Genomic DNA, 18,387 nt, shown 5'->3' with positions numbered 1-18,387 from the left:
GCATACTAAGCGGTCGCTTGCCGAGCTGTGAAGGGCTGGAGGCCGCCGGGCGGAGACCCGGCGGCCCTGTGCAGGCTCAGCCGACGACCACCTCGGCGATCTGCGGGGATGCGCCCGAGGACCAGACCAGACGCACCGCGTCGGCACTCACACCGCCCGTCTCGATCCGGGTGTACGGCCCTGCCTGCGAGCCCACGGTCAGCCAGCTCCCGTTGGCCGTACGCAGCTGGACCGAGGCCTTCGCCAGCTCTCCTGCGGGCCGCAGTACGGTCACGGCCCGCACCGCCTGCTGCCGGCCGAGCGCCAGGTCGAGGCTCTCCCCCGGTGCCGGTGCGCGGGCCGCGCGATAGACCGTGGACACGTCCCCGTCCGCAGCCGCCTGGAGCGAGGAGCCGTCCGCCGCGGGCGGTCCGCCGGTCACCGCGGCCCGCGCGGTGGCGACGGCGAACTCCCGGACCACCAGCCAGTTCCCCTGCGCCGCGGTCGCGCGCGCCCGGACGAACCTGGCCGTGGTCCCGGCCGGCGGCGAAGCGGTGACGGTCGCCTGCCCGGAGAAGGCGGCCAGCTGCTGCCAGGTGGTCCCGTCCGCCGAGTACTCCAGTACGCCGTCATGCAGGTAGTCGTCCACGCTGCCCGGCTTGCCCATGGCGAGCGTGATGCCGCCGATCGTCTGCTGCTTGCGCAGGTCCACGGTCACCGTGTCGCCGGGCGCCGGCGATCCACTGCTCCAGAAGTAGGTGGAGTCGTCGCCGTCGACCATCCGAGCGGGCGTGTTGGTCTGGTACGTACCCAGGCTGGTCAGCGCCTTCGGCGGGCCGGTGACTCCGAGCAACCGGTCGTGCTCGGCGGTCGCGGCGTCGATGAACGTGTCGAGCACTCCGTCGCCGACGAGCACCGGGATCTTGCGCCCGTCGAGCCCGGTGTACGTGAAGGACTGCGCCCTGGCCACCAGCGCGGGCAGCTCCTGGCGAAGCTGCCAGGCCTGCGCCCCGTGCCCGTCGCGTGCGGCACCGATCATCCGCAGCGCGGTACGGGCCGCCGCACCCCAGGCCTCGGTGGCATCGAGCCAGGGCCCGGCGTCGTCGGCGAAGGCGCGGTCGCGCAACCGCTCGCGCAGCACCGCGGGCGCGGACTCCAGTGCGGCCAGCGTGCGGTCGAGACGACGGCCGTCGCCCGACGCCCAGAACGACGCCAACTCGCCTGCCAGCTCAGGGGCTTGCTGCCTATTGAGGTCCGAGCTGTAACTGAGGTCGGCGAAGATGCGCAGCGCAGCGGTGGCGCGCGGGTCGCCGCCCGCGTACTCCTTCACTGCCGCACCCCAGGACGCGCGCGCGTCGTAGGCGCCGTCGTTCCAGGCGTAGTCGGCGAGCGTGAACAGGGCGATCTTCGAGGCGTACGGCTGGATCATGGGGTTGGCGGTGATCCCGGCGAGCTCGCCCGGCAGGCCCTTCTCCCTGCCGTTGAACGGGCCGAGCAGCAGACGGTTGGTGATGTAGTCGTTGACCGGATAGTTGTCCCAGGTCAGGATCGGGTGCCCGAAGACCGTACGGGCGGCTTTCGCCTGGTCGACCGTCATGGTCGGGGCGATGACGCCCACCCCCGTCCACTCGACGAGCACGTCCGGGTCGAGCTGGTCCGCGAGGACCTTCTTGTACGGGGACGGCGTCACGTTGTAGTACTCGGTCGGGACCATCTGGAGCGGCTGGGCGTCCGGGTGGGTGGCGATGAACTCACGGTTCACCCGGTTCAGCAGATACGACTGCGCGGCGCCCGCCGCACCGCCGCCCGTGCCCCAACGGTCCTGGTCGGCCTGGCAGTTCCAGTTCGTGTAGCTGATGTCGTCGAGCGGGACGGCGAAGGTGCGCACCCCGATGTCCCAGAGTGTCCGGAACTTGTCGACGAGCGCTTCGATGTCGGCATCCGAGCTGTAGCAGACGGAGAGACCGGGCGAGAGGGCGTACGTGAAGTCGACGTGGTCGGCGGTCGCCCGGTCGACGAGCTCCTTCAACTGCCCCAGCTGGTCGGCCGGGTAGGCCTCGCGCCACCTGGCGCGCAGATAGGGGTCGTCCTTGGGCGAGTAGACGTAGATGTTCATCTTGTGCTCGCCGTAGAAATCGAGCTGGTCGAGGCGGGCGGCGTGCGACCACGGAGTTCCGTAGAAGCCCTCGATGACTCCGCGCAGCGGGGTGGCGGGCCAGTCCCGCATCTGAAGGCCGGGGACGGTCGCGCCCGGGCGGGTGTCGTGCGGGAGGACCTGCCGCAGGGATTGGGCCGCGTAGTACGTGCCCGTGGTGTCCTGCCCGGCGAGGACGATCCGGCCAGCGCCGATACCCAACACGTACCCATCGGCGGGGAGTTGAGCGGGCCCCTTGATTCCGAGCGCCGACAGGGGCGCCGCGGAGCCGACGTACACGGTGAGGCCGCCATGGCCCGCCGCGGTGGAACGTACGATCCGCTGCGCACCGGCCGCGCGCAGCGCCTGCTCCGTGATCCGTACGGCTTGCTCGTCCGCGGTCTCCCCTGTCACCAGGGTCACGCTGGACGAGACGGTCGCATGGTCGCCGCGCGGCTGCACGGACTGGGGTGTCGGGGTGACGGCCGGGGCGGTCCAGGGTTTCTGGTGCCGCGCTTCCTGGGCAACGGCCGGCAGGGCGGGAACGGCGAGGAGAAGGCTCAGGGCCGCGGCAAGTGCGGCGAGGCGGGGCAGGCGAAGCGTCACATGTCCTCCATGGGCCACGGGGGTCTCACAAGGCAGTCGCGCAACACAACATCCGCAATGCACCAGTGTCCTGACGGACTGTCAATGCATCGTGCACGGATTGCGGCGGAGGGCTGGAGGTTTCTGCCGATGCGAGGTATCGATTCGGCCATGACGCAGAACACGTATCCCGGACTGCCCTCCCCTCCCCCGCCGGGCGGCAGCGCCCTGCCGCCCGGGACGTACGAAGGGCGCCTCGTCCTGGTCACCGGCGGCGGCTCCGGGCTCGGCAAGGCGATCGCCGCGGAGTTCGCCCGGCTCGGTGCGGACCTGCTGATCGTGGGACGCACGGCGGACCGGCTCAAGGCGGCGCAGGAGGAACTGGGCGCGCTGGGCGGGCGGGTGAGCGCATCGGTGTGCGACATCCGGGAGCCGGAACAGATCGCCGAGGTCTTCGACTCCGCTCCGGCGCTGCCCGATGTGCTGGTTAACAACGCGGCCGCCAATTTCCCCGTCGCGGCGGAGGACATGTCGCCGAACGCATGGCGGGCGGTCGTGGACATCACGCTGACGGGGACGTGGTTCATGACACGGGAGTTCGGCCGGCGGCACCTCGGCGACGGGACACCCGGCTCCGTGATCAACGTCGGGGCGTCGTACGCGTGGACGGGCGGCCCGGGGTTCGCCCACTCGGCCGCGGCCAAGGCAGGGGTGAAGAACCTGGTGGAGACGCTGGCCGTCGAATGGGCCCCGTACGGCATCCAGGTCAACGGTCTGGTGCCCGGCCTCATCCCTCATGCGGACATGCCGGAGGCCATACGCGGCAATCTGGACCGGACGGACGACGACAAGGCGGCCCGTCAGCCCGCACTGAGGGTCGGGCAGCCGCACGAGCTGGGATGGGCGGCGACCTTCCTGGCCTCGCCGTACGCCCGATTCGTATCGGGCCACACGATGGTCGTGGACGGCGCGAACTGGCAGCGGCGAAACGTGGTGAACCCGCCGGTGGTGCCGGTGCGGGAGCAGCTGGGGCGGGGCCCGTACGGGCAGTGAACCCGCAGTCCGAACCGGATCGGCGTCTCAGGAGCCCAGTTCGGCCTGCAGGCGATCGCGCCAGTTCTCGTCAGCCAGATCGGCCGCGACCAGCAGGTCACGCCAGTCCGTCAGGGCGAGTTGGACCGCATCACGGAACTGCCGGACGCTGCCCTGCGCGAGCACGATGATCGCAGCCTGCAAGCGCTCACCTGCACAGCACTCCGCGTCATGCCCCGCAGTCTCCGTCAGCCCGTCGAGTATCCGCATGATCTCCGGAGCAGATCCGCGTTCGGGGAAATCCTCATGGATCCGGCGTTCGAGTCGCGCGCTCACCGGCACCGGATCTAGCGGCCCTCGAACTTCGGGTCGCGGCGGGACGCCTTCGCCGAGTAGCCCTCCTGTGCGTCCTCCGAGGTGAGGGTGAGCGCGGCGGACAGTGCCGTACGGTCCAGCGCCTCCGCCATCCCGGAGTCCGCGTACGCGTCGATGCTGCGCTTGACGGCCCGGACCGCGAGGGGGGCGTTCGACGCGATCTCGGCGGCGATCTCCAGCGCCCGCTCCTCCAACTCCGCGAGCGGGGTGAGCAGTTGAACCAACCCGAGGCGCTCGGCGGTCGCGGCGTCGATACGGCGCCCGGTGAGCGCGAGGAGCTTCGCCCAGCCGGCGCCCACCTCCCGGGCGATCCGCATGTCGCCGCCCGCGTCGACCGCCACCCCGATCTGCGCCTCCGGGAGGGCGAAGACGGCGTCGTCCGCCGCGATCCGGATGTCCGCCATCAGCGCGAGCTCGAAGCCGAAGCCCAGGCAGTAGCCCTGCACAGCGGCGACGACCGGTTGCGGCAGCCGCGCGAAGGCGGCGAAGCGCTCGTGGACCCAGCGGATGCCCTCGTAGTAGTTCTGCGTCCGCTCCGCCGGGGAGCGTCCCGTGATCGCACCGCCGGGGGCGGTGACGTCGATGCCCGCGCAGAAGGCGCGGCCCTCTGCGCGCAGCAGGACCACGCGGATCGAGTCGTCGAAGCGGATCCGGTCGGCCATCAGTCCCAGCTGGCGGCTGGACTCCCAGCTCCAGCCGTTGAGTTTCTCCGGACGGCAGAGTGTCAGGGTGCCGATGCCGTCCTCGACCTGGAGGGTCAGTCGCTCTCCGCCCTCGGGTATCTCCCTGCTCAGCGTGTCGATCACGGGTGCCTCAGCGCCCGAAGAGTTCGAAGGTAACGGCGGGCTTGCCGGCGAAGCGCTCGGCGGCCCTTTGCGCGTTGCCGGTGAGGAATGTACGGCAGTACGTCTCCGGGTCCTCGTCCGTCAACACCTCGATGTAGGTGCGGTGTTCGAGGAGGGAGAGCACGGAGCGCTCCAGGCCCGCGGTCGCGTCGACCGCATGCGTGGGCGAGACGGATCCGGCGACGGCGACCCAGCGCACCCCGTCCCAGGGCTGCAGTCCCTGCTCCGCCAGCTCGGGGAAGATCCACCGGTTTCCCGCGTCACCGGCAGCGTCGAGCACGGCGCGTCCGACGGCCCGGTGATCGGGTGAGTTCCAGGCGACGCCGCCCCAGGTGTCGCGGTGGTTGAGGGTGATGACGAGTTCGGGCCGGTGCTTGCGGATCGCTGCGGCGATGTCCCGGCGCAGCCCGGTGCCGTACTCGATCACCCCGTCCTTGTGGTCGAGGAATTCGACGGCCGACACCCCGACGACGCCCGCGCTGGCCCGCTGCTCCTGCTCGCGCAGCGGACCGCACTTGTCGGGCTCGATGGTGTCGATCCCGGCCTCGCCCCGGGTCGCGAGGACATAGGTGACCTCGCGGCCCTCGTCGGTCCAGGCGGCGATCGCCGCCGCGCAGCCGTACTCGAGGTCGTCGGGGTGGGCGACAACGGCGAGAGCGCGCTGCCAGTCCGCGGGCATCGGTTCCAACTGGTCTGTCATGGCCGCAGGATAGGCCTCGGGGTCAGATTTCGTCCCGTACGAGGGCGAGCAGCCGGTCCAGTACGCGCGGACCTCCTGCCCGCAGACCGTCGTGCTCGAACTCGTCGGTGACCCAGGTGCGCAGGCCGCGGATGGAACGGGCGGTGCGCAGGGAGTGGTCCGCGTCGACGTACATGTCGTCGTGGTAGACGGCTGCCGCCACGGGAACCTCGTTGGCGGCCAGGCGTGCCGTGTCGTACAGCGGCGTCCAGTCGGTGCGGGCCGCGAGCAGTTCGGCGGTCTCGCGCAGCGGTCGCAGGGCAGGGTCCACCTCGAAGTGCCAGGGGTGGACGGACTCGCCGGTGAAGGGCAGCGGGCCTTCGGTGGTCCGTGCGTCGAAGCCGGGGAATTCGGTGCGCACCCGCTCGGCGGACCAGGCGGTGGGGCGGGCGTCCTGGCCGTAGATGGACTCGTGGACCAGGGCGTAGAGCGGGTGTCCCGCGAAGGACAGTGCTCCGTGCACCTGCTCCTGGAAGGCGTCGGAGAGATGCGGTCCTTCCGGGGTGGGGACGAAGGCGTCCTCGAGGAGGTGGTGCAGTTGGTGGCTGCCGTCGCTGCCGCCGAGCAGAATGCCCAGCGACTGGAAGGCCTCGACGGTCAGGACGTAGCCGCTCGGCAGGGTGATCGGGCGCTCCTGCAGGTGAGCGGCGATCTCGCGGGCGCGGGCGATGTCCTGCGGGTAGCGCTTGTAGTGCGCGGCGACCTTGCGGGCGATGCGCGGGTACGCGGCCCGGTAGACGTCGTCGGCGTGCCCGTCCAGGGTCGGCAGACCGCCGGTGATGAGGGCCGCGGTGAGCCCTTCGGGGGCGGCGGAGAGATAGCGGACGGCGCAGAAACCGCCGAAGCTCTGGCCCAGTACGGTCCAGGGTTCGCCGCCGGTGAGCTGCGGCCGGATGAGTTCGCAGTCGCGGACGATGGAGTCCGAACGGAAGTGGCCGAGGTAGCCGGCCTGTTCCGCGGGGCCTCCGCGCAGGGGCAGGGTCTGCCGGTTGGCCGGGGTGGAGGCACCGGTTCCGCGCTGATCGAGAAGCAGTACGCGGAACTCCTTCAGGGCCCGCCCCAGCCACGCCTGCTGCTTACTCGTGAAGCGGTTGGCACCGAAGCCGGGACCACCCTGGAGATAGAGCAGCCAGGGCAGCTGCGCCCCGGCCTTTTCCGAGGCGACGGCCTCGCGGGCGTACAGCTCGATCTGCTCGCCGCCCGGGTCCGCGTGGTCCAGGGGGACCTGGAATCGGTGGTCGGTGAGGACGACGCCCGGCTGGCGGTAGCTGGTCACAAGGTGCTCCTGGTCGTTCGGTCAACACCTCATGATCCGTCATCACCGGAGAGCGTGCTCCGCCCCGTCCGGCTAGCGTGGATCCATGATCAGGTTCGAGCAGGTGGGCAAGGTCTATCCGGACGGCACGACGGCCGTGGACGATCTCTCCTTCGAGGTCGCCGAGGGCGAACTGGTCACCCTTGTCGGCCCCTCCGGCTGCGGGAAGACCACCACGATGATGATGGTGAACCGGCTGATCGAACCGACCGCAGGACGCATCCTGGTGGACGGCGAGGACATCTCAAGCGTCGACCCGGTCAAGCTGCGCCGCCGTATCGGCTACGTCATCCAGCAGGTGGGCCTCTTCCCCCACCGCACCATCCTCGACAACACGGCGACCGTGCCGGCTCTGGTCGGGTGGAAGAAGGCGAAGGCCAAGGAGCGTGCGGCGGAGCTCCTGGACCTGGTGGGGCTCGATCCGAAGACGTACGGATCGCGCTATCCGGCACAGCTCTCCGGCGGCCAGCGCCAGCGAGTCGGCGTGGCCAGGGCGCTGGCCGCGGATCCCCCCGTACTCCTGATGGACGAACCGTTCGGCGCGGTCGATCCGGTGGTGCGCGAGCGGCTGCAGAACGAGTTCCTGAAGCTCCAGGCGACCGTGCGCAAGACCGTGCTGCTCGTCACCCACGACATCGAGGAAGCGGTGCGGATGGGCGACAGGATCGCGGTGTACGGGCAGGGGCGCATCGAGCAGTTCGACACTCCTGCCGCGGTCCTCGGGACGCCCGCGACCCCGTATGTCGCGCAGTTCGTCGGAGCCGACCGGGGGCTGAAGCGGCTGTCGGTCACCGAGATCGAGGAACACGACCTGGAGCAGCCGCCGGTCGCCTATCTCGACGATCCCGCGCAGACGGCGGCCCGGGAACTGAGTGCGCTGGACGCGCGCTGGGCTGTGGTCCTCTCCCGTCAGGGCGAACTGCACGGCTGGGTCTCGGGCGAGGCGCTGCGGGGCGCGTCCGGCACGGTCGGCGCGCTGGCCCGGCGGATGGAGGCCTGGGTGCCGGTCGGTGCGCCGCTGAAGCAGGCGTTCAGCGAGATGCTGCAGCACGACGCCGGGTGGGTGGCGGTGCTCGACGGTCCGCGCTTCCTCGGTGTGCTGACCCCGGCCAAGCTCCATGAGGCGCTGCGGCGGTCGGTAGACGCGGACGCGCAGGGTGTCGCGCGCGACGAGGTGGAGTTCGATTCGGTCGCCGACGCATAAATTCTTCGCGCCCACCGATGAGTTCCGGATCCCGTCGCGGTCTGCACTCGTGCAGCAGTCCGTGACGCGCGACGAGGAGCAGGCAGATGCGGTACATGGTGCAGACGTTCGTGACCGGCGAGAGCTGGGAAATGGAGCTGGCGGGTTTCTCCCGGGGCGACATCGAGATGATGATCGAGTACTGCCATGTGCTCAATGACGAGCTGGTCGAGGCGGACGAACTGGTGGAGACGCGGGGGCTCGGCGGTCCCGGCACCGTCACCACCGTCCAGTCCCAGCCGGCGGGCGACCCGGTGGTCTTCGAAGGTCCGAGCGCACCGGGCGAGAAGAGCCTGATCGCCTACTGGGTGATCGAGGTGAAGTCCCATGAGCGTGCGGTCGAGATCGCTTCGAGGATTTCCGCGACCCCGGGTCCCGGCGGCAAGCCGTCGAACCAGATCGTGGAGCTGCACCTGGTGCCGTCGGCGCCGGACGGAGCGTGAACGCTACCGCGGGATCAGTTTCTTGGACTGCAGATAGGTGCGGGCGACGTCGCCGGGAAGCCGCCGCCAGCTGTCCACCTGCTCGTTCATGGAGGCCAGGTCCGCGGTGGTCAGTACGGTGTTGAGCTTGTCCAGCGCCGCCGTCACCTTGCTGCTGCCCGCCTGGGACCGGTTGACGACGGGCACGATGTAGTCGGCGTTCTGCAGATGCTTGTCGTCGTCGAGGAGCACCAGGCCGAAGTTGTCGAGTGTCGCGTCGGTCGAGGTGGTGAGCACCATCTGGTCCTGGCCGTTCTGCACGGCCTGCTTGGAGGGCGTGGTGCCGACTCCCTTGGGGTCCACCGCGGTGATGTCGATCCCGTACGTCTTCTTCAACCCCGGTGCGCAGTACGGGCGTTGGACGCATTCGTCGCCTGCGGCCAGTCGTACGGGCAGCTTGGACGCGCCCAGGTCGCTGAGCGTCTTGAGGTGATGCTCGGTGGCGTACGACGAGGCGACCGCGAAGGCGTTCTGGTCGACTGCCGCGCCCGGGTCGAGGACGGTGAGTCCGCGCGGCGTGGCGAGAGAGCGCAGTGCGGTCATGGTCTTCCCGAGGTCGGGCGAGCCCACGGGGGCAGCGTCGGGGCCGTTGACCTTGGCGTTGAGCCAGTCCGCGAAGGTCGCCGCGTACTCCGGCACCACATCGATCTGCCCGCTCTCCAGGGCCGGTTCGTACAGTTCCCGGTTGGTGACGGACAGGATCTGGGTGCTGTATCCGGCCTGGTCGAGAAGGAGTACGTACATCTGGGCGAGGAGGTCGCTCTCGGTGAATCCCGCCGAGCCGACGGTCAGGTGCGAGCTGTCGCCCGGGGGTGCGGTGACGTCGCCCTGGTTCTCCAGGGTGGGTCCGCCGGTGCAGGCGGTGGTGAGGAGAAGCAGCACGGGGAGGGTGCGGCGCAGTCTCATCCCATCCTGCCTCTCGCCCATTCGGGGGCCAGCCGCTCAGCGATCTCGAAGAGCCCCTCCACCAGCAGCGCGAAGGCGGCGACCAGAACGGCGCCCGCGACGACCTGCGGGGTGGAGGCCAGGTTGAAGCCCGCGGTGATGATCCGGCCGAGTCCGCCGCCGCCGGCGAGCGCGGCGAGGGTCGCCGTGGCGACCAGCTGTACCGCGGCGATGCGTACGCCGGTGAGCACCAGAGGGAACGCAAGGGGCAGTTCCACGTGAAACAGCAGTTGTCGCCCGGTCATGCCCATACCGCGCGCGGCGCGCACCACATCCCGGTCGACCTCGCGCATCCCCACGTAGGCGTTGGTGAGCAGTGGGGGTACCGCGAAGACCACGAGCGCGATGATCGTGGGCCACTGGCCGTGGGTGCCCAGCGGGGTGAGCAGGAGCAGTACCAGTACGGCGAAGGTGGGCACAGCGCGGCCTGCGTTGGAGATGTTGACGGCGAGTGCGCCGCCCTTGCCCAGGTGTCCGAGGACCAGGGCGATCGGCAGGGCGATCAGGCAGCTGAGCAGCAGACAGACGACGGTGAGGAACAGATGCTCGCCGAGACGGTGCCAGATTCCGTCGTCGCCCTGCCAGTGGGCGGAGCTGGTCAGCCAGGACCAGGCTGAGGAGAGCGTGTTCACGACTGCACCGCCCGGGTCCATGGGGTGAGCAGCCGCTGGATGCCCAGGAGCAGGAGGTCGGCGGCGATCGCGATGACGACGCAGAGGACGGAGGCGGTGAGCACCTGGGCTTTGAAGTAGGTGTTCATCCCGGCGTAGATGAGATTGCCGAGGCCCCCGTAGCCGACGATCGCGCCGACGGTGACGAGGGATACGGCGGAGACGGTGGCGATGCGCAGCCCGGCCATGGCGGCGGGCAGCGAGAGGGGCAGTTCTACGGCGAACAGCATTCTGATCGGCCCGTATCCCATGCCGCGTGCCGCCTGCCGGGTCTCCTCGGGTACGGCTCGCAATCCGGCCAGGATGTTGCGTACGAGCAGGGTCAGCGAGTAGAGGACCAGGCCGGCGATGACCAGTGAGGCGGAGAGGCCGTACACGGGCAGCAGCAGCGAGAACATCGCCAGCGAGGGGATCGTGTACAGCACGGTGGTGAGCCCGAGGACGGGACCCGACGCCCAGCGCCAGCGCCGGGCCGCGACCGCGAGGGGCACGGCGAGCAGCAGTCCGATGAGCACCGAGACCAGCGTGAGGTGAAGGTGCTGGAGGACGGCGTCCCAGAGGATCTGGCGGCGCGTGGTGAGGTATTCGCCGCAGATCCACTCATTGCGCGCGAGGCAGTCGTCCGGGGGCGCGGTCACCCGTCCATTCCAGCCCGAAGGGGCGGGTGACCGCGCGTCCTGGTGGACCGTACGGGGGTCAGCTGTGGGAGACGGTGAGTCCGTAGAAGCCGACGCGGGCGCCCTTGGTGGTGCTGCTGGAGGACGACTGGTTGTAGGAGCCGGCCTTGAAGTACTGCTTGTAGCTGTTGAAGGACGACGGGATCGCGTAGTGCGTGGTGGATCCGTTGACCGTGAGGTCGATGGTGTGGCCGCCCGAGACGGCGATGGCGTAGCTCCATGTCTTGCCGACGGACACATGGCCCACGGTGTGGGTCGTCTGGCCGCCCGAGGGCGAGTTCTCCGTGCCGACGACTATGTCGCCGCTGGAGCGGTAGTACAGCTCCACCAGGGGTTTGGTGGACGAGCCGCCGGTGCCGAGATGGATCTGTCCTACGCAGACGTTCGAGGTCACCGACACCACGCGCAGCGTTGCCCTGAGCTGGTGGCTGCCGCTGAGCGACCAGTTCGCGGAGCTGCCGTCGCGGTTCATCTCGCGCAGTTCGGAGCGGGCGTAGTTGGAGTTGGGGGTGGTGACGCCCTTTTCCGGGGCCCAGAACGTCATCGCTCCGTCGCGGGTGTCCGTGTAGAAGTACGAGTCCTGGAAGCCGTTCGCGCCCTGCAGCCGGGACGAGGAGATGGTGGTCGGCGAGCCGGGAGAGCCCACCGGTTCCTGGAGTTGCCATACGGAGAGATCGAAGTTTCCGCCGGGTGCGACTGACGGATCCGCGAGAACGCGGGCGGAGGTGGCGGGCGCCGCGAGGGCCAGGCCCCCGATCACGGCGGCGGTGGTGGTCAGGGCGGTGAGCAGCGTACGCAGGCGCATGGGGGTGCCTTCCCGTCGACTCGATGGCGTTCATCACCTTGAACAAGGTGTTCGGATGTGAACAGCAAGCGACAGTAGGGCTCTGGCGTGTGCGCGTCAACGCCTCTGGCGATACAGCGGCTCGGCCGCCCCCGCGCAGGCCGCCACCCATGCCGCGACGGCGACCCACAGCAGGACGCGCCCGGGGCCCTCGAGCCAGGAGATGTGCGCCGCACTCGCTACGGACAGGGTGGCCACCGATGTCATCCCCATCGGGAAGACCGTCGCCCAGCGGCGGATGTCGTAATGGGGCCGTGGCCAGCGGAGTTCGGACCACAGCAGGACGCCGTACGCGGTCAGGTCGAGGGCGAGCACGACGAGCGTCGCGCCGCGCAGCACTTCGTGGACGGCGCTGCCCGTCTGCAGGACCGCGAGGAGCTTGGCGCCCGCCAGGGCCGAGATCGCCAGCGCGCCTCCCGCGACCCACTGGTCACCCGCGCCCGTACGCACATACCGCGGATCGAAGCGCACGAAAGCGTCCACATAGAGGACCAGCCCGAGACAGAAGAAGATCGCACCGACCCGGGCGAGCCACTGCACGGAGTCGGCAGCCGCGAGCGTCGCGGCGAGTACGACCAGCCCCTGCGTGGCGACGCACACGAGGAACACGGCCCCGGGCATCCTGCGCCCCCAGTGGCGTGTCACGGCGAGCATCAGAGCCGGCCACACCGCGGCCGAGAGCACCAGCAGCACCACCGCAGGCACCTGCCACCCCAGCAGTGACAGCCTGGTGCCCAGGACCGTGGTGGCGGCGACCGCGGTCAGGGCCGGCGGGGTACCCGCTTCCGCCGTCCACCGGGTGCGGTCACCCAGGAGCCGAACCGCGAAGTCCACCGCGAGCAACAGCCACACCACCCCGGCCAGCGCGAGCGCCACACGCGACAGCGTCTCGTGGCCGGTCAGGTGCAGGCCTACGGAGATGATGCCGGTGGCCATCACGACGGCGCCTTCGGCGGGCGGCACCTTTCGCCACCACGCGCCGAAGGCCGCACCACGCGATTCCCCCGGGCCGGCCGTGGCGTCCAGTTCTTCGCTCATCTCCCCAGCCTCGAACACGGTGCGGGGCCCCGCACATCGTCAGCTCACGCCGGTGAGGTGTGCGTAGACCACGACGTTGCCCGAGTAGCCGTCGCTCTTGGTGTAGTTGCCGCCGCAGGTGATCAGCCGCAGTTCCGCGCGCGCGGCGTGCCCGTAGACCTTCTCGCTGGGGAAGGTGTCCTTCTCGTACTCCTCGACCGCGTCGATCGTGAAGACCGCGGTGCGGCCGTCGCTGCGCGCAACGTCCACCGTGTTGTCCTTGTGCAGCGACCCGAGCCCGTAAAAGGCGGCAGGCCCCTTGTGGGTGTCCACGTGTCCGGCGATGACGGCGGTGCCGGTACTGCCGGGGGTCACCCCGTTCTCGTCCCAGCCGGCCAGATTCGCATCGTCGGCGGGCGGAGCCTGCAGCGTGTTGTTCTGGTCCCTGCCGAGTCCGGTCAGCGGGGCGTCCACGTCGATCGCCCTGATCCTGACGCGCGTCGGTGCGGATGGCGGCAACGACGGTACGGACGGCTTCGCGCCGTGCCCGCCGGCCGTGCCGAACGCGTCCGCGGCGGAGGGCCGGGGCACCTCCACCGCCTGTTCGCCGCCGTCCGCGACCATGCGCCCGCCCGCGATCAGCACCACAACGACGAGTGCGGCCCTCGGCCAGAGGCGGGCATCGGCTGCGGTCCCGGAGTTCGGCATGTCGGCGGGAGGGTCAGTGCCGGTCGGCCGCGCGGCGGCGGATCAGCATGACGCCGCCTGCCGCACCCGCGGCAAGCAGTGCCGCGCCGCCCGCCAGCTCGGCGGGGCCGGCGCCGCCCTGCGTTCCGCCCGCACCGGCCTTGACCGATCCCGTCACCGCCGGGTCCGTGGAGTCGCAGAACCGCTGGGCCGTCGATGCGGCCATGTTCGCCTCGTCCTCGGCGTTCTTCTTGTCCTCGGCCGAGGTGTTCGGGTCACTGTTGACCGTGTCGAAGTTCCGCTGCGTGATCTCCGCGTCGTCCAGCGCCTGCTGACAGCTCGCCGACACCGCGTGGGCGTTCGGTGCCGCCATCGCCAGGACGGCACCGGCCAGGGCGAGACCTGTGAGGGCACGTATCGAGCGCATGAGACCAGCCTCCATCGAGCACGCGGCCTCGTTGCTCTGGTGCCCCGAGTGAATGCAGTACCGGAACCGCGCCTCTACCAGGAGAGGTGCGCCGCCACGCCGATCCCGTACCGCGAACACGCCCGGGTTCCCCCGGGCGGCCCACAGATCAACGCCCGACCGGCCCATCGGCGCCCGCCGGTCAGGGCCGCGCCTCGTAGGGAGGCTTCGGGGCCGGCTGGATGTTCTGGTTGAGCCGGAAGAGGTTGCCCGGGTCGTACTCCGCCTTCACCCGGGCCAGGCGTGCGTAGTTGTCGCGGTAGCTGGCCCGTACGCGCTCCTGGCCCTCGTCCATCATCATGTTCACGTAGGCGCCGCCTGCCGAGAACGGGTGCAGTGCGTCGAAGTAGTCGACCGTCCACCGCTTGATGAGCTCGGCGTTGGCCGGATCTCCGTCCACTCCCGCATAGACGGAGGCCCATCCCGAGTCGCGGTAGCTCCACGGGGTGTCCGCGGGTGTGTGCTCGTGGACGGCGCCGTCGATCGGATACAGGTGCATCGTCGACTGCGGGGTCGGCAGCTCGGCACCGAACTTGGCGTGCAGGGCGAGGGCCTCGTCGGGGATCTCGTTGACGAAGTCCGCGCGCCAGTACCACTGGTCGCCGGGCGGGTAGAGCCCGTCGAAGGCCGACTGCAGCACCGGGTGCGGCATCGGGCCCGGGCCGTGCAGCATCGGCTCCGGCAGTACGGCGAGCAGCGGTGCCATGGCCCGTGCCGCCGCGTCGGTGTCGTCGCCCGCGTAGCACCACACGACGCCGCAGGCCTTGCGTCCCTGGAGTTCCTCGGGGTACGGAGGGGCCGGCGGGACGGAGCCGTACAGGAAGAAGCCGTTCAGTTCGCGGGGTGCCCCGGGGAGGAAGTCGCGGTAGGCCGCGAGGACTTCGGCTCCCAGCTCGACGGGCCAGAAGGTGGGTCCGGCGACGACCGTGCTCAGCTCGTGCAGCCGGAACAGGAAGGAGGTGACGACGCCGAAGTTGCCCCCGCCGCCGCGGATCGCCCAGTAGAGGTCGGGGTGTTCGCTCGCGCTCGCGCGCACGCGCTCCCCGCCGGCCAGGACGAGGTCGGCCTCCAGCAGGTTGTCGATGGTCAGCCCGAATTTGCGGGTCAGGTGGCCTATGCCGCCGCCCAGGGTGATGCCGCCGACTCCCGTCGTGGAGACGATGCCGCTCGGTGTGGCGAGCCCGTGCGCGTTGGTCGCCCGGTCGACCTCACCCCATACGCAGCCGCCTCCGACGCGTACGGTACGGGCCGCAGGGTCGACCGTGATCTCCTTCAGCGGGGACAGGTCGGCCACCACTCCCCCGTCGCAGGTCCCCAGACCCGCTCCATGGTGGCCGCCGCCCCGTACCGCGAGCAGCAGGCCGCGGTCGCGCGCGAAGCCCACCACCCGGGACACCTCCTCGGCGTCGGTGCAGGCCGCTATCAGCCCGGGCCTCCTGTCGATCATCGCGTTGTAGACGGCGCGTGCCTTGTCGTAGCCGGAGTCTTCCGGTCCGGTCAGTTCTCCTTTGAATCCTGCGAGTTCCTGGCGGGCCGCTTGTGCAGGCGTCATGGCCATGTGGATCCCCCGTGGGTCCGGTTGTCGGGTCGGATCCGTCTGTTCTATTGCGGACCGCGGGTGCCGGTAATCCGTGCCGGACACCTAGCTCGCGCCCGGCCGGTACCTACTTCTCGCGTCCTGGCAGCAGCCCCAGTTCGGCCGCACGGAGCGTGGCGTGGCGCCGGGTGCGGGCGCCGAGCTTGTCCAGTACGGCCGAGACGTGGTTGTCGACGGTACGGACCGAGACGACCAGACGGTGGGCGATCTCCAGGTTGGTCAGCCCCTCGGCGAGCAGCCGCATCACCTGCAGCTGGCGCTCGGTGAGCCCGGCGGGATTCTCGCGGGTCGCCGCCACCGGGCCGCGCGGTATCCGGCGCACGCCGAGCGCCCGCAGGTCGGCGCGGAGCCGGCGGGCCAGCGGATCGGCGCCCAGCAGGTCGAGGGCCGCGAGGGCGGCGAGTTTGTCCTCGGCGTCCTCGCTCTCGGCGAGGGCCGCGGCGTGCTCGTACGGGCAGCCCGCCTCCTGCCATGCGTCGGCGGCCGCGCGCCACTGCCCGGCGGCCTGGAGTGCGTACGGATGGTCGCCGCCGTCCGGCTCCACCCGGTGCCCGGCTTTGCCGAGCCAGTAGCCGAGTTCCGCCCGGTACGCCGTGTAGTCCAGTTGGCACGCCTGGGCGTGGACGGTCCCGACGGCGCTCACCACGCCCGCAGGGTCGCCGCGCAGCCAGGCCGCCTCGGCGCGGGCCGCTGCCACCGGTCCGGTGCGCTGGAGTTCGCGGGTTCCCTCGGCCATCTCCCAGGCCTGCGCGAGGAGTTCGTCACCGCCCGGAGTGCCGCGCCGTATCCGTACCCGCCCCAGTACGGTCAGGGCGGGGCAGCGGCCGGGCACCGGATCGTGCACACCGAGCTCCGCGTACCGCTCCGCCTCGTCCCAGTCCGCGGCGGCGAACCGGCGCAGTGCCGTCTCCACCTGCAGATAGCTGAGGAATCCGAGGTGTTCGGCCCGGTCCGCCAGTTCCAGGGCCGGGGCCAGGAAGCGGTCGGCGTCGGCGTACTGGAGGTTCTCCAGGAGCGTCCAGATGATGTTGGCGTACGCACGGCAGGCATGCTCGACCTCGCCCGCGGCGAGTGCCACGCGCAGACTCTCCTCCAGCTGGGGCCGCCCGCGCGGATCCCCGCTGCGCCAGAGAGCTGCGCCGACATTGTTCAGCGCGTGGGAGAGGATCGCCGCGTCGCCTTCCTCGCGGGCCAGGACGATGGCGCGTTCGCCGAACTCGACGGCCTCCGCCGTGCGTTCGGCGAGCATGTGCAGCTGGGAGGTGTTGCTGAGCGCGAGCGCCAGCAGCCGTCCGTCGTCGGCTTGTTCCAGTACGGCGATGGCCTCCCGCGCGGCCTCCTGCGCCGCGTCGGCGTCTCCGGCCCACCAGTGGATCCTGGAGAGCCAGCGCAGGTCCGCGCCCAGGGCGCGGGTGTCGCCGAGGGACCGGCGCAGGGCCACGGCCTCGCGCTGGGCGCTGACGGCGGCCGCGGAGTCGGCGATGGTGTAGCTCTCCACCGCGTATTGCTCCAGGAGCGAGGCCAGAGCGGCCGGCTCGTACCGCTGGCGGCTGCGCAGTACGAGCCTGAGGTGGGCGGCGGCTTCGCGGTGGGCGCCGGCCCGGGAGGCCTCGCGGGCGGCGTCGGGTCCGTAACTCGCGATCGCCTCCTGGTCGCCCGCCTGCGCCGCATGGTGGACGATCCGCGAGGGGTCGGCGCCGGGCTGGGCGATCAGTGCGTCGAGCACGTCGCGGTTGAGGGCGATGCGCCGTGCGGCGGGCAGCGAGTCGGCGACGGCGCGGCGGATCAGCTCGTGCCGGAAGCCGGCCCGTTCGGGGGTCACGGTGAGCAGGCCGCGCTGCTCGGCCGGGGCCAGTACGGCCACTCCGTCCGTGAGCAGCGCGTCCACCAGGCTGCGTTCGACAGCGGAGGGCACCACGGCGAGCTGTTCGAGTGCGTCCCGGGCGCGGGTGTCGAGACCACGGAGGCGGGCGAGCACGGCGTCGACGACGGTCGGTGGCACCGACCCCGTACCGCCTGCGGCGAGGACCGCGGCGACGAAGAAGGGGTTGCCCGAGGTCGCCTCGTACACCTGGGCCGCGTCCGCGGGTCCTGCCGCGCTCAAGGTGCGTACGGCTTCACGGGAGAGCCGGGAGAGCGGCAGCCGGTGCACCCGGTCCAGCCGGGACACCTGGCCCAGGAGATGACGGAGCGGGTGTTCGCGCCCCAGCTCGTCGTCCCGGTACGTCAGCACGAGCACCGCCGGAAGCCGGTCCACCCGGCGCACCAGGAAGCGCAGTGCGTCCAGCGACGCCTCGTCTGCCCAGTGCACGTCCTCGACGACGAGTACCACAGGATGCGGAGCCGCCGTCAGCTCCGCCCGCAGGGCGTCGTAGACCCGTTGCCGGTCCCCGCCCTCCTTCAGCGCCTGCCCCAGCTCGCCCCCGACGCCGCCCGCGCCGCCGACGAGATCGCGGAAGGGGCCCAGCGGGCGCCGCATCACCAGGTCGTCGCACTCGCCGACGAGCAGCCGCGCCTGTCCGGGCAGCACCCCCGCTGCCGCTCTGACCAGGCTGGACTTTCCGATTCCGGCCTCTCCGGAGACAAGCACGACCGACCCGGCGCCGTCGGCCGCTTCCCTTGCGGCGGCGCCCAGTTGGGCCAGCTCATGGTCGCGTTCGAGGATCTCCCCGTACACAGCGCAATTCTGACACCGGGCATCGCGGTACGTCCCCGGCTTCCGCATCGGGCCTCACCGGGACAGCCGTCCACCGC

Annotated in this window: 17 protein-coding genes; 3 read left to right on the top strand and 14 right to left on the bottom strand. The window is 70.8% G+C overall.

Annotation, left to right across the window (positions count from 1 at the left end; translation table 11 throughout):
* Nucleotides 1–76: 76 nt before the first annotated feature.
* Nucleotides 77–2,719, bottom strand: a complete 2,643-nt coding sequence (locus tag AB0H78_RS21115; protein ID WP_363236021.1) for a beta-N-acetylglucosaminidase domain-containing protein — start codon at nt 2,717–2,719, stop codon at nt 77–79.
* 150 nt (nt 2,720–2,869) lie between these two features.
* Between AB0H78_RS21115 and AB0H78_RS21110 the strand changes: the two genes are divergently transcribed.
* Nucleotides 2,870–3,751: an SDR family oxidoreductase gene (locus AB0H78_RS21110; protein ID WP_363236020.1), complete on the top strand. Its 882-nt coding sequence runs from the start codon at nt 2,870–2,872 to the stop codon at nt 3,749–3,751.
* Nucleotides 3,752–3,778: 27 nt separating this feature from the next.
* Here the strand turns inward: AB0H78_RS21110 and AB0H78_RS21105 are convergent, their stop codons facing one another.
* From AB0H78_RS21105 to AB0H78_RS21090, 4 genes are read right to left on the bottom strand one after another with little or no spacing between them, the layout of a single operon-like run.
* Nucleotides 3,779–4,066, bottom strand: a complete 288-nt coding sequence (locus AB0H78_RS21105; RefSeq protein ID WP_363236019.1) for a hypothetical protein — start codon at nt 4,064–4,066, stop codon at nt 3,779–3,781.
* An 11-nt stretch (nt 4,067–4,077) separates the two neighbouring features.
* Complete coding sequence (locus AB0H78_RS21100; protein WP_363236018.1) at nt 4,078–4,911, bottom strand: enoyl-CoA hydratase/isomerase family protein; 834 nt, start codon at nt 4,909–4,911, stop codon at nt 4,078–4,080.
* Nucleotides 4,912–4,918: 7 nt separating this feature from the next.
* The gene (locus AB0H78_RS21095) at nt 4,919–5,650 is read right to left on the bottom strand and encodes a PIG-L deacetylase family protein (RefSeq protein ID WP_363236017.1); all 732 of its coding nucleotides are present in this window, start codon (nt 5,648–5,650) and stop codon (nt 4,919–4,921) included.
* 22 nt (nt 5,651–5,672) lie between these two features.
* The gene (locus tag AB0H78_RS21090) at nt 5,673–6,965 is read right to left on the bottom strand and encodes an alpha/beta fold hydrolase (protein ID WP_363236016.1); all 1,293 of its coding nucleotides are present in this window, start codon (nt 6,963–6,965) and stop codon (nt 5,673–5,675) included.
* Nucleotides 6,966–7,050: 85 nt separating this feature from the next.
* Between AB0H78_RS21090 and AB0H78_RS21085 the strand changes: the two genes are divergently transcribed.
* Complete coding sequence (locus AB0H78_RS21085; protein WP_363236015.1) at nt 7,051–8,208, top strand: betaine/proline/choline family ABC transporter ATP-binding protein; 1,158 nt, start codon at nt 7,051–7,053, stop codon at nt 8,206–8,208.
* Between the two features lie 86 nt (nt 8,209–8,294).
* Nucleotides 8,295–8,690 (top strand): hypothetical protein, encoded by a 396-nt coding sequence (locus AB0H78_RS21080; RefSeq protein ID WP_363236014.1) that lies wholly within the window; start codon nt 8,295–8,297, stop codon nt 8,688–8,690.
* 3 nt (nt 8,691–8,693) lie between these two features.
* Here the strand turns inward: AB0H78_RS21080 and AB0H78_RS21075 are convergent, their stop codons facing one another.
* From AB0H78_RS21075 to AB0H78_RS21035, 9 genes are all read right to left on the bottom strand, one after another.
* Nucleotides 8,694–9,635: an ABC transporter substrate-binding protein gene (locus AB0H78_RS21075; RefSeq protein WP_363236013.1), complete on the bottom strand. Its 942-nt coding sequence runs from the start codon at nt 9,633–9,635 to the stop codon at nt 8,694–8,696.
* Nucleotides 9,632–10,306, bottom strand: coding sequence for an ABC transporter permease subunit (locus AB0H78_RS21070; protein ID WP_363236012.1), 675 nt, complete (start codon nt 10,304–10,306; stop codon nt 9,632–9,634). Before AB0H78_RS21070 ends, AB0H78_RS21075 begins: the two co-directional genes overlap by 4 nt.
* Complete coding sequence (locus AB0H78_RS21065; protein WP_363236011.1) at nt 10,303–10,983, bottom strand: ABC transporter permease; 681 nt, start codon at nt 10,981–10,983, stop codon at nt 10,303–10,305. The genes AB0H78_RS21070 and AB0H78_RS21065 overlap by 4 nt, the downstream gene beginning before the upstream one ends.
* 58 nt (nt 10,984–11,041) lie before the next feature.
* Nucleotides 11,042–11,827 (bottom strand): polysaccharide lyase family 7 protein, encoded by a 786-nt coding sequence (locus AB0H78_RS21060; protein WP_363236010.1) that lies wholly within the window; start codon nt 11,825–11,827, stop codon nt 11,042–11,044.
* A 96-nt stretch (nt 11,828–11,923) separates the two neighbouring features.
* Nucleotides 11,924–12,904: a tellurite resistance/C4-dicarboxylate transporter family protein gene (locus AB0H78_RS21055; RefSeq protein ID WP_363236009.1), complete on the bottom strand. Its 981-nt coding sequence runs from the start codon at nt 12,902–12,904 to the stop codon at nt 11,924–11,926.
* A 39-nt stretch (nt 12,905–12,943) separates the two neighbouring features.
* Nucleotides 12,944–13,591 carry a class F sortase gene (locus AB0H78_RS21050; protein ID WP_363236008.1) on the bottom strand — a complete coding sequence of 216 codons (648 nt, stop codon included), beginning with the start codon at nt 13,589–13,591 and terminating at the stop codon, nt 12,944–12,946.
* A 13-nt stretch (nt 13,592–13,604) separates the two neighbouring features.
* On the bottom strand, nt 13,605–13,997 hold the full coding sequence (locus tag AB0H78_RS21045; protein ID WP_363236007.1) for a hypothetical protein: 393 nt from the start codon (nt 13,995–13,997) through the stop codon (nt 13,605–13,607).
* 181 nt (nt 13,998–14,178) lie between these two features.
* Complete coding sequence (locus AB0H78_RS21040; protein WP_363236006.1) at nt 14,179–15,594, bottom strand: FAD-binding oxidoreductase; 1,416 nt, start codon at nt 15,592–15,594, stop codon at nt 14,179–14,181.
* Between the two features lie 106 nt (nt 15,595–15,700).
* Nucleotides 15,701–18,310, bottom strand: a complete 2,610-nt coding sequence (locus AB0H78_RS21035; protein ID WP_363236005.1) for an AAA family ATPase — start codon at nt 18,308–18,310, stop codon at nt 15,701–15,703.
* Between the last annotated feature and the right edge of the window lie 77 nt (nt 18,311–18,387).

The organism is Streptomyces sp. NPDC050738 (assembly GCF_040654175.1).
In the GTDB taxonomy this organism is placed as follows: Bacteria; Actinomycetota; Actinomycetes; order Streptomycetales; family Streptomycetaceae; genus Streptomyces.
The sequence above is the reverse complement of the archived record's forward strand: the minus strand, read 5'-3'. Positions and strand labels throughout refer to the sequence as shown.

Coding starts and splice junctions, on each gene's coding strand:
- AB0H78_RS21110 (WP_363236020.1), top strand. CDS start 2,870: ATGACGCAGAACACGTATCCCGGACTGCCCTCCCCTCCCCCGCCGGGC.
- AB0H78_RS21095 (WP_363236017.1), bottom strand. CDS start 5,650: ATGACAGACCAGTTGGAACCGATGCCCGCGGACTGGCAGCGCGCTCTC.
- AB0H78_RS21085 (WP_363236015.1), top strand. CDS start 7,051: ATGATCAGGTTCGAGCAGGTGGGCAAGGTCTATCCGGACGGCACGACG.
- AB0H78_RS21080 (WP_363236014.1), top strand. CDS start 8,295: ATGCGGTACATGGTGCAGACGTTCGTGACCGGCGAGAGCTGGGAAATG.
- AB0H78_RS21075 (WP_363236013.1), bottom strand. CDS start 9,635: ATGAGACTGCGCCGCACCCTCCCCGTGCTGCTTCTCCTCACCACCGCC.
- AB0H78_RS21060 (WP_363236010.1), bottom strand. CDS start 11,827: ATGCGCCTGCGTACGCTGCTCACCGCCCTGACCACCACCGCCGCCGTG.
- AB0H78_RS21055 (WP_363236009.1), bottom strand. CDS start 12,904: ATGAGCGAAGAACTGGACGCCACGGCCGGCCCGGGGGAATCGCGTGGT.
- AB0H78_RS21050 (WP_363236008.1), bottom strand. CDS start 13,591: ATGCCGAACTCCGGGACCGCAGCCGATGCCCGCCTCTGGCCGAGGGCC.
- AB0H78_RS21045 (WP_363236007.1), bottom strand. CDS start 13,997: ATGCGCTCGATACGTGCCCTCACAGGTCTCGCCCTGGCCGGTGCCGTC.
- AB0H78_RS21040 (WP_363236006.1), bottom strand. CDS start 15,594: ATGGCCATGACGCCTGCACAAGCGGCCCGCCAGGAACTCGCAGGATTC.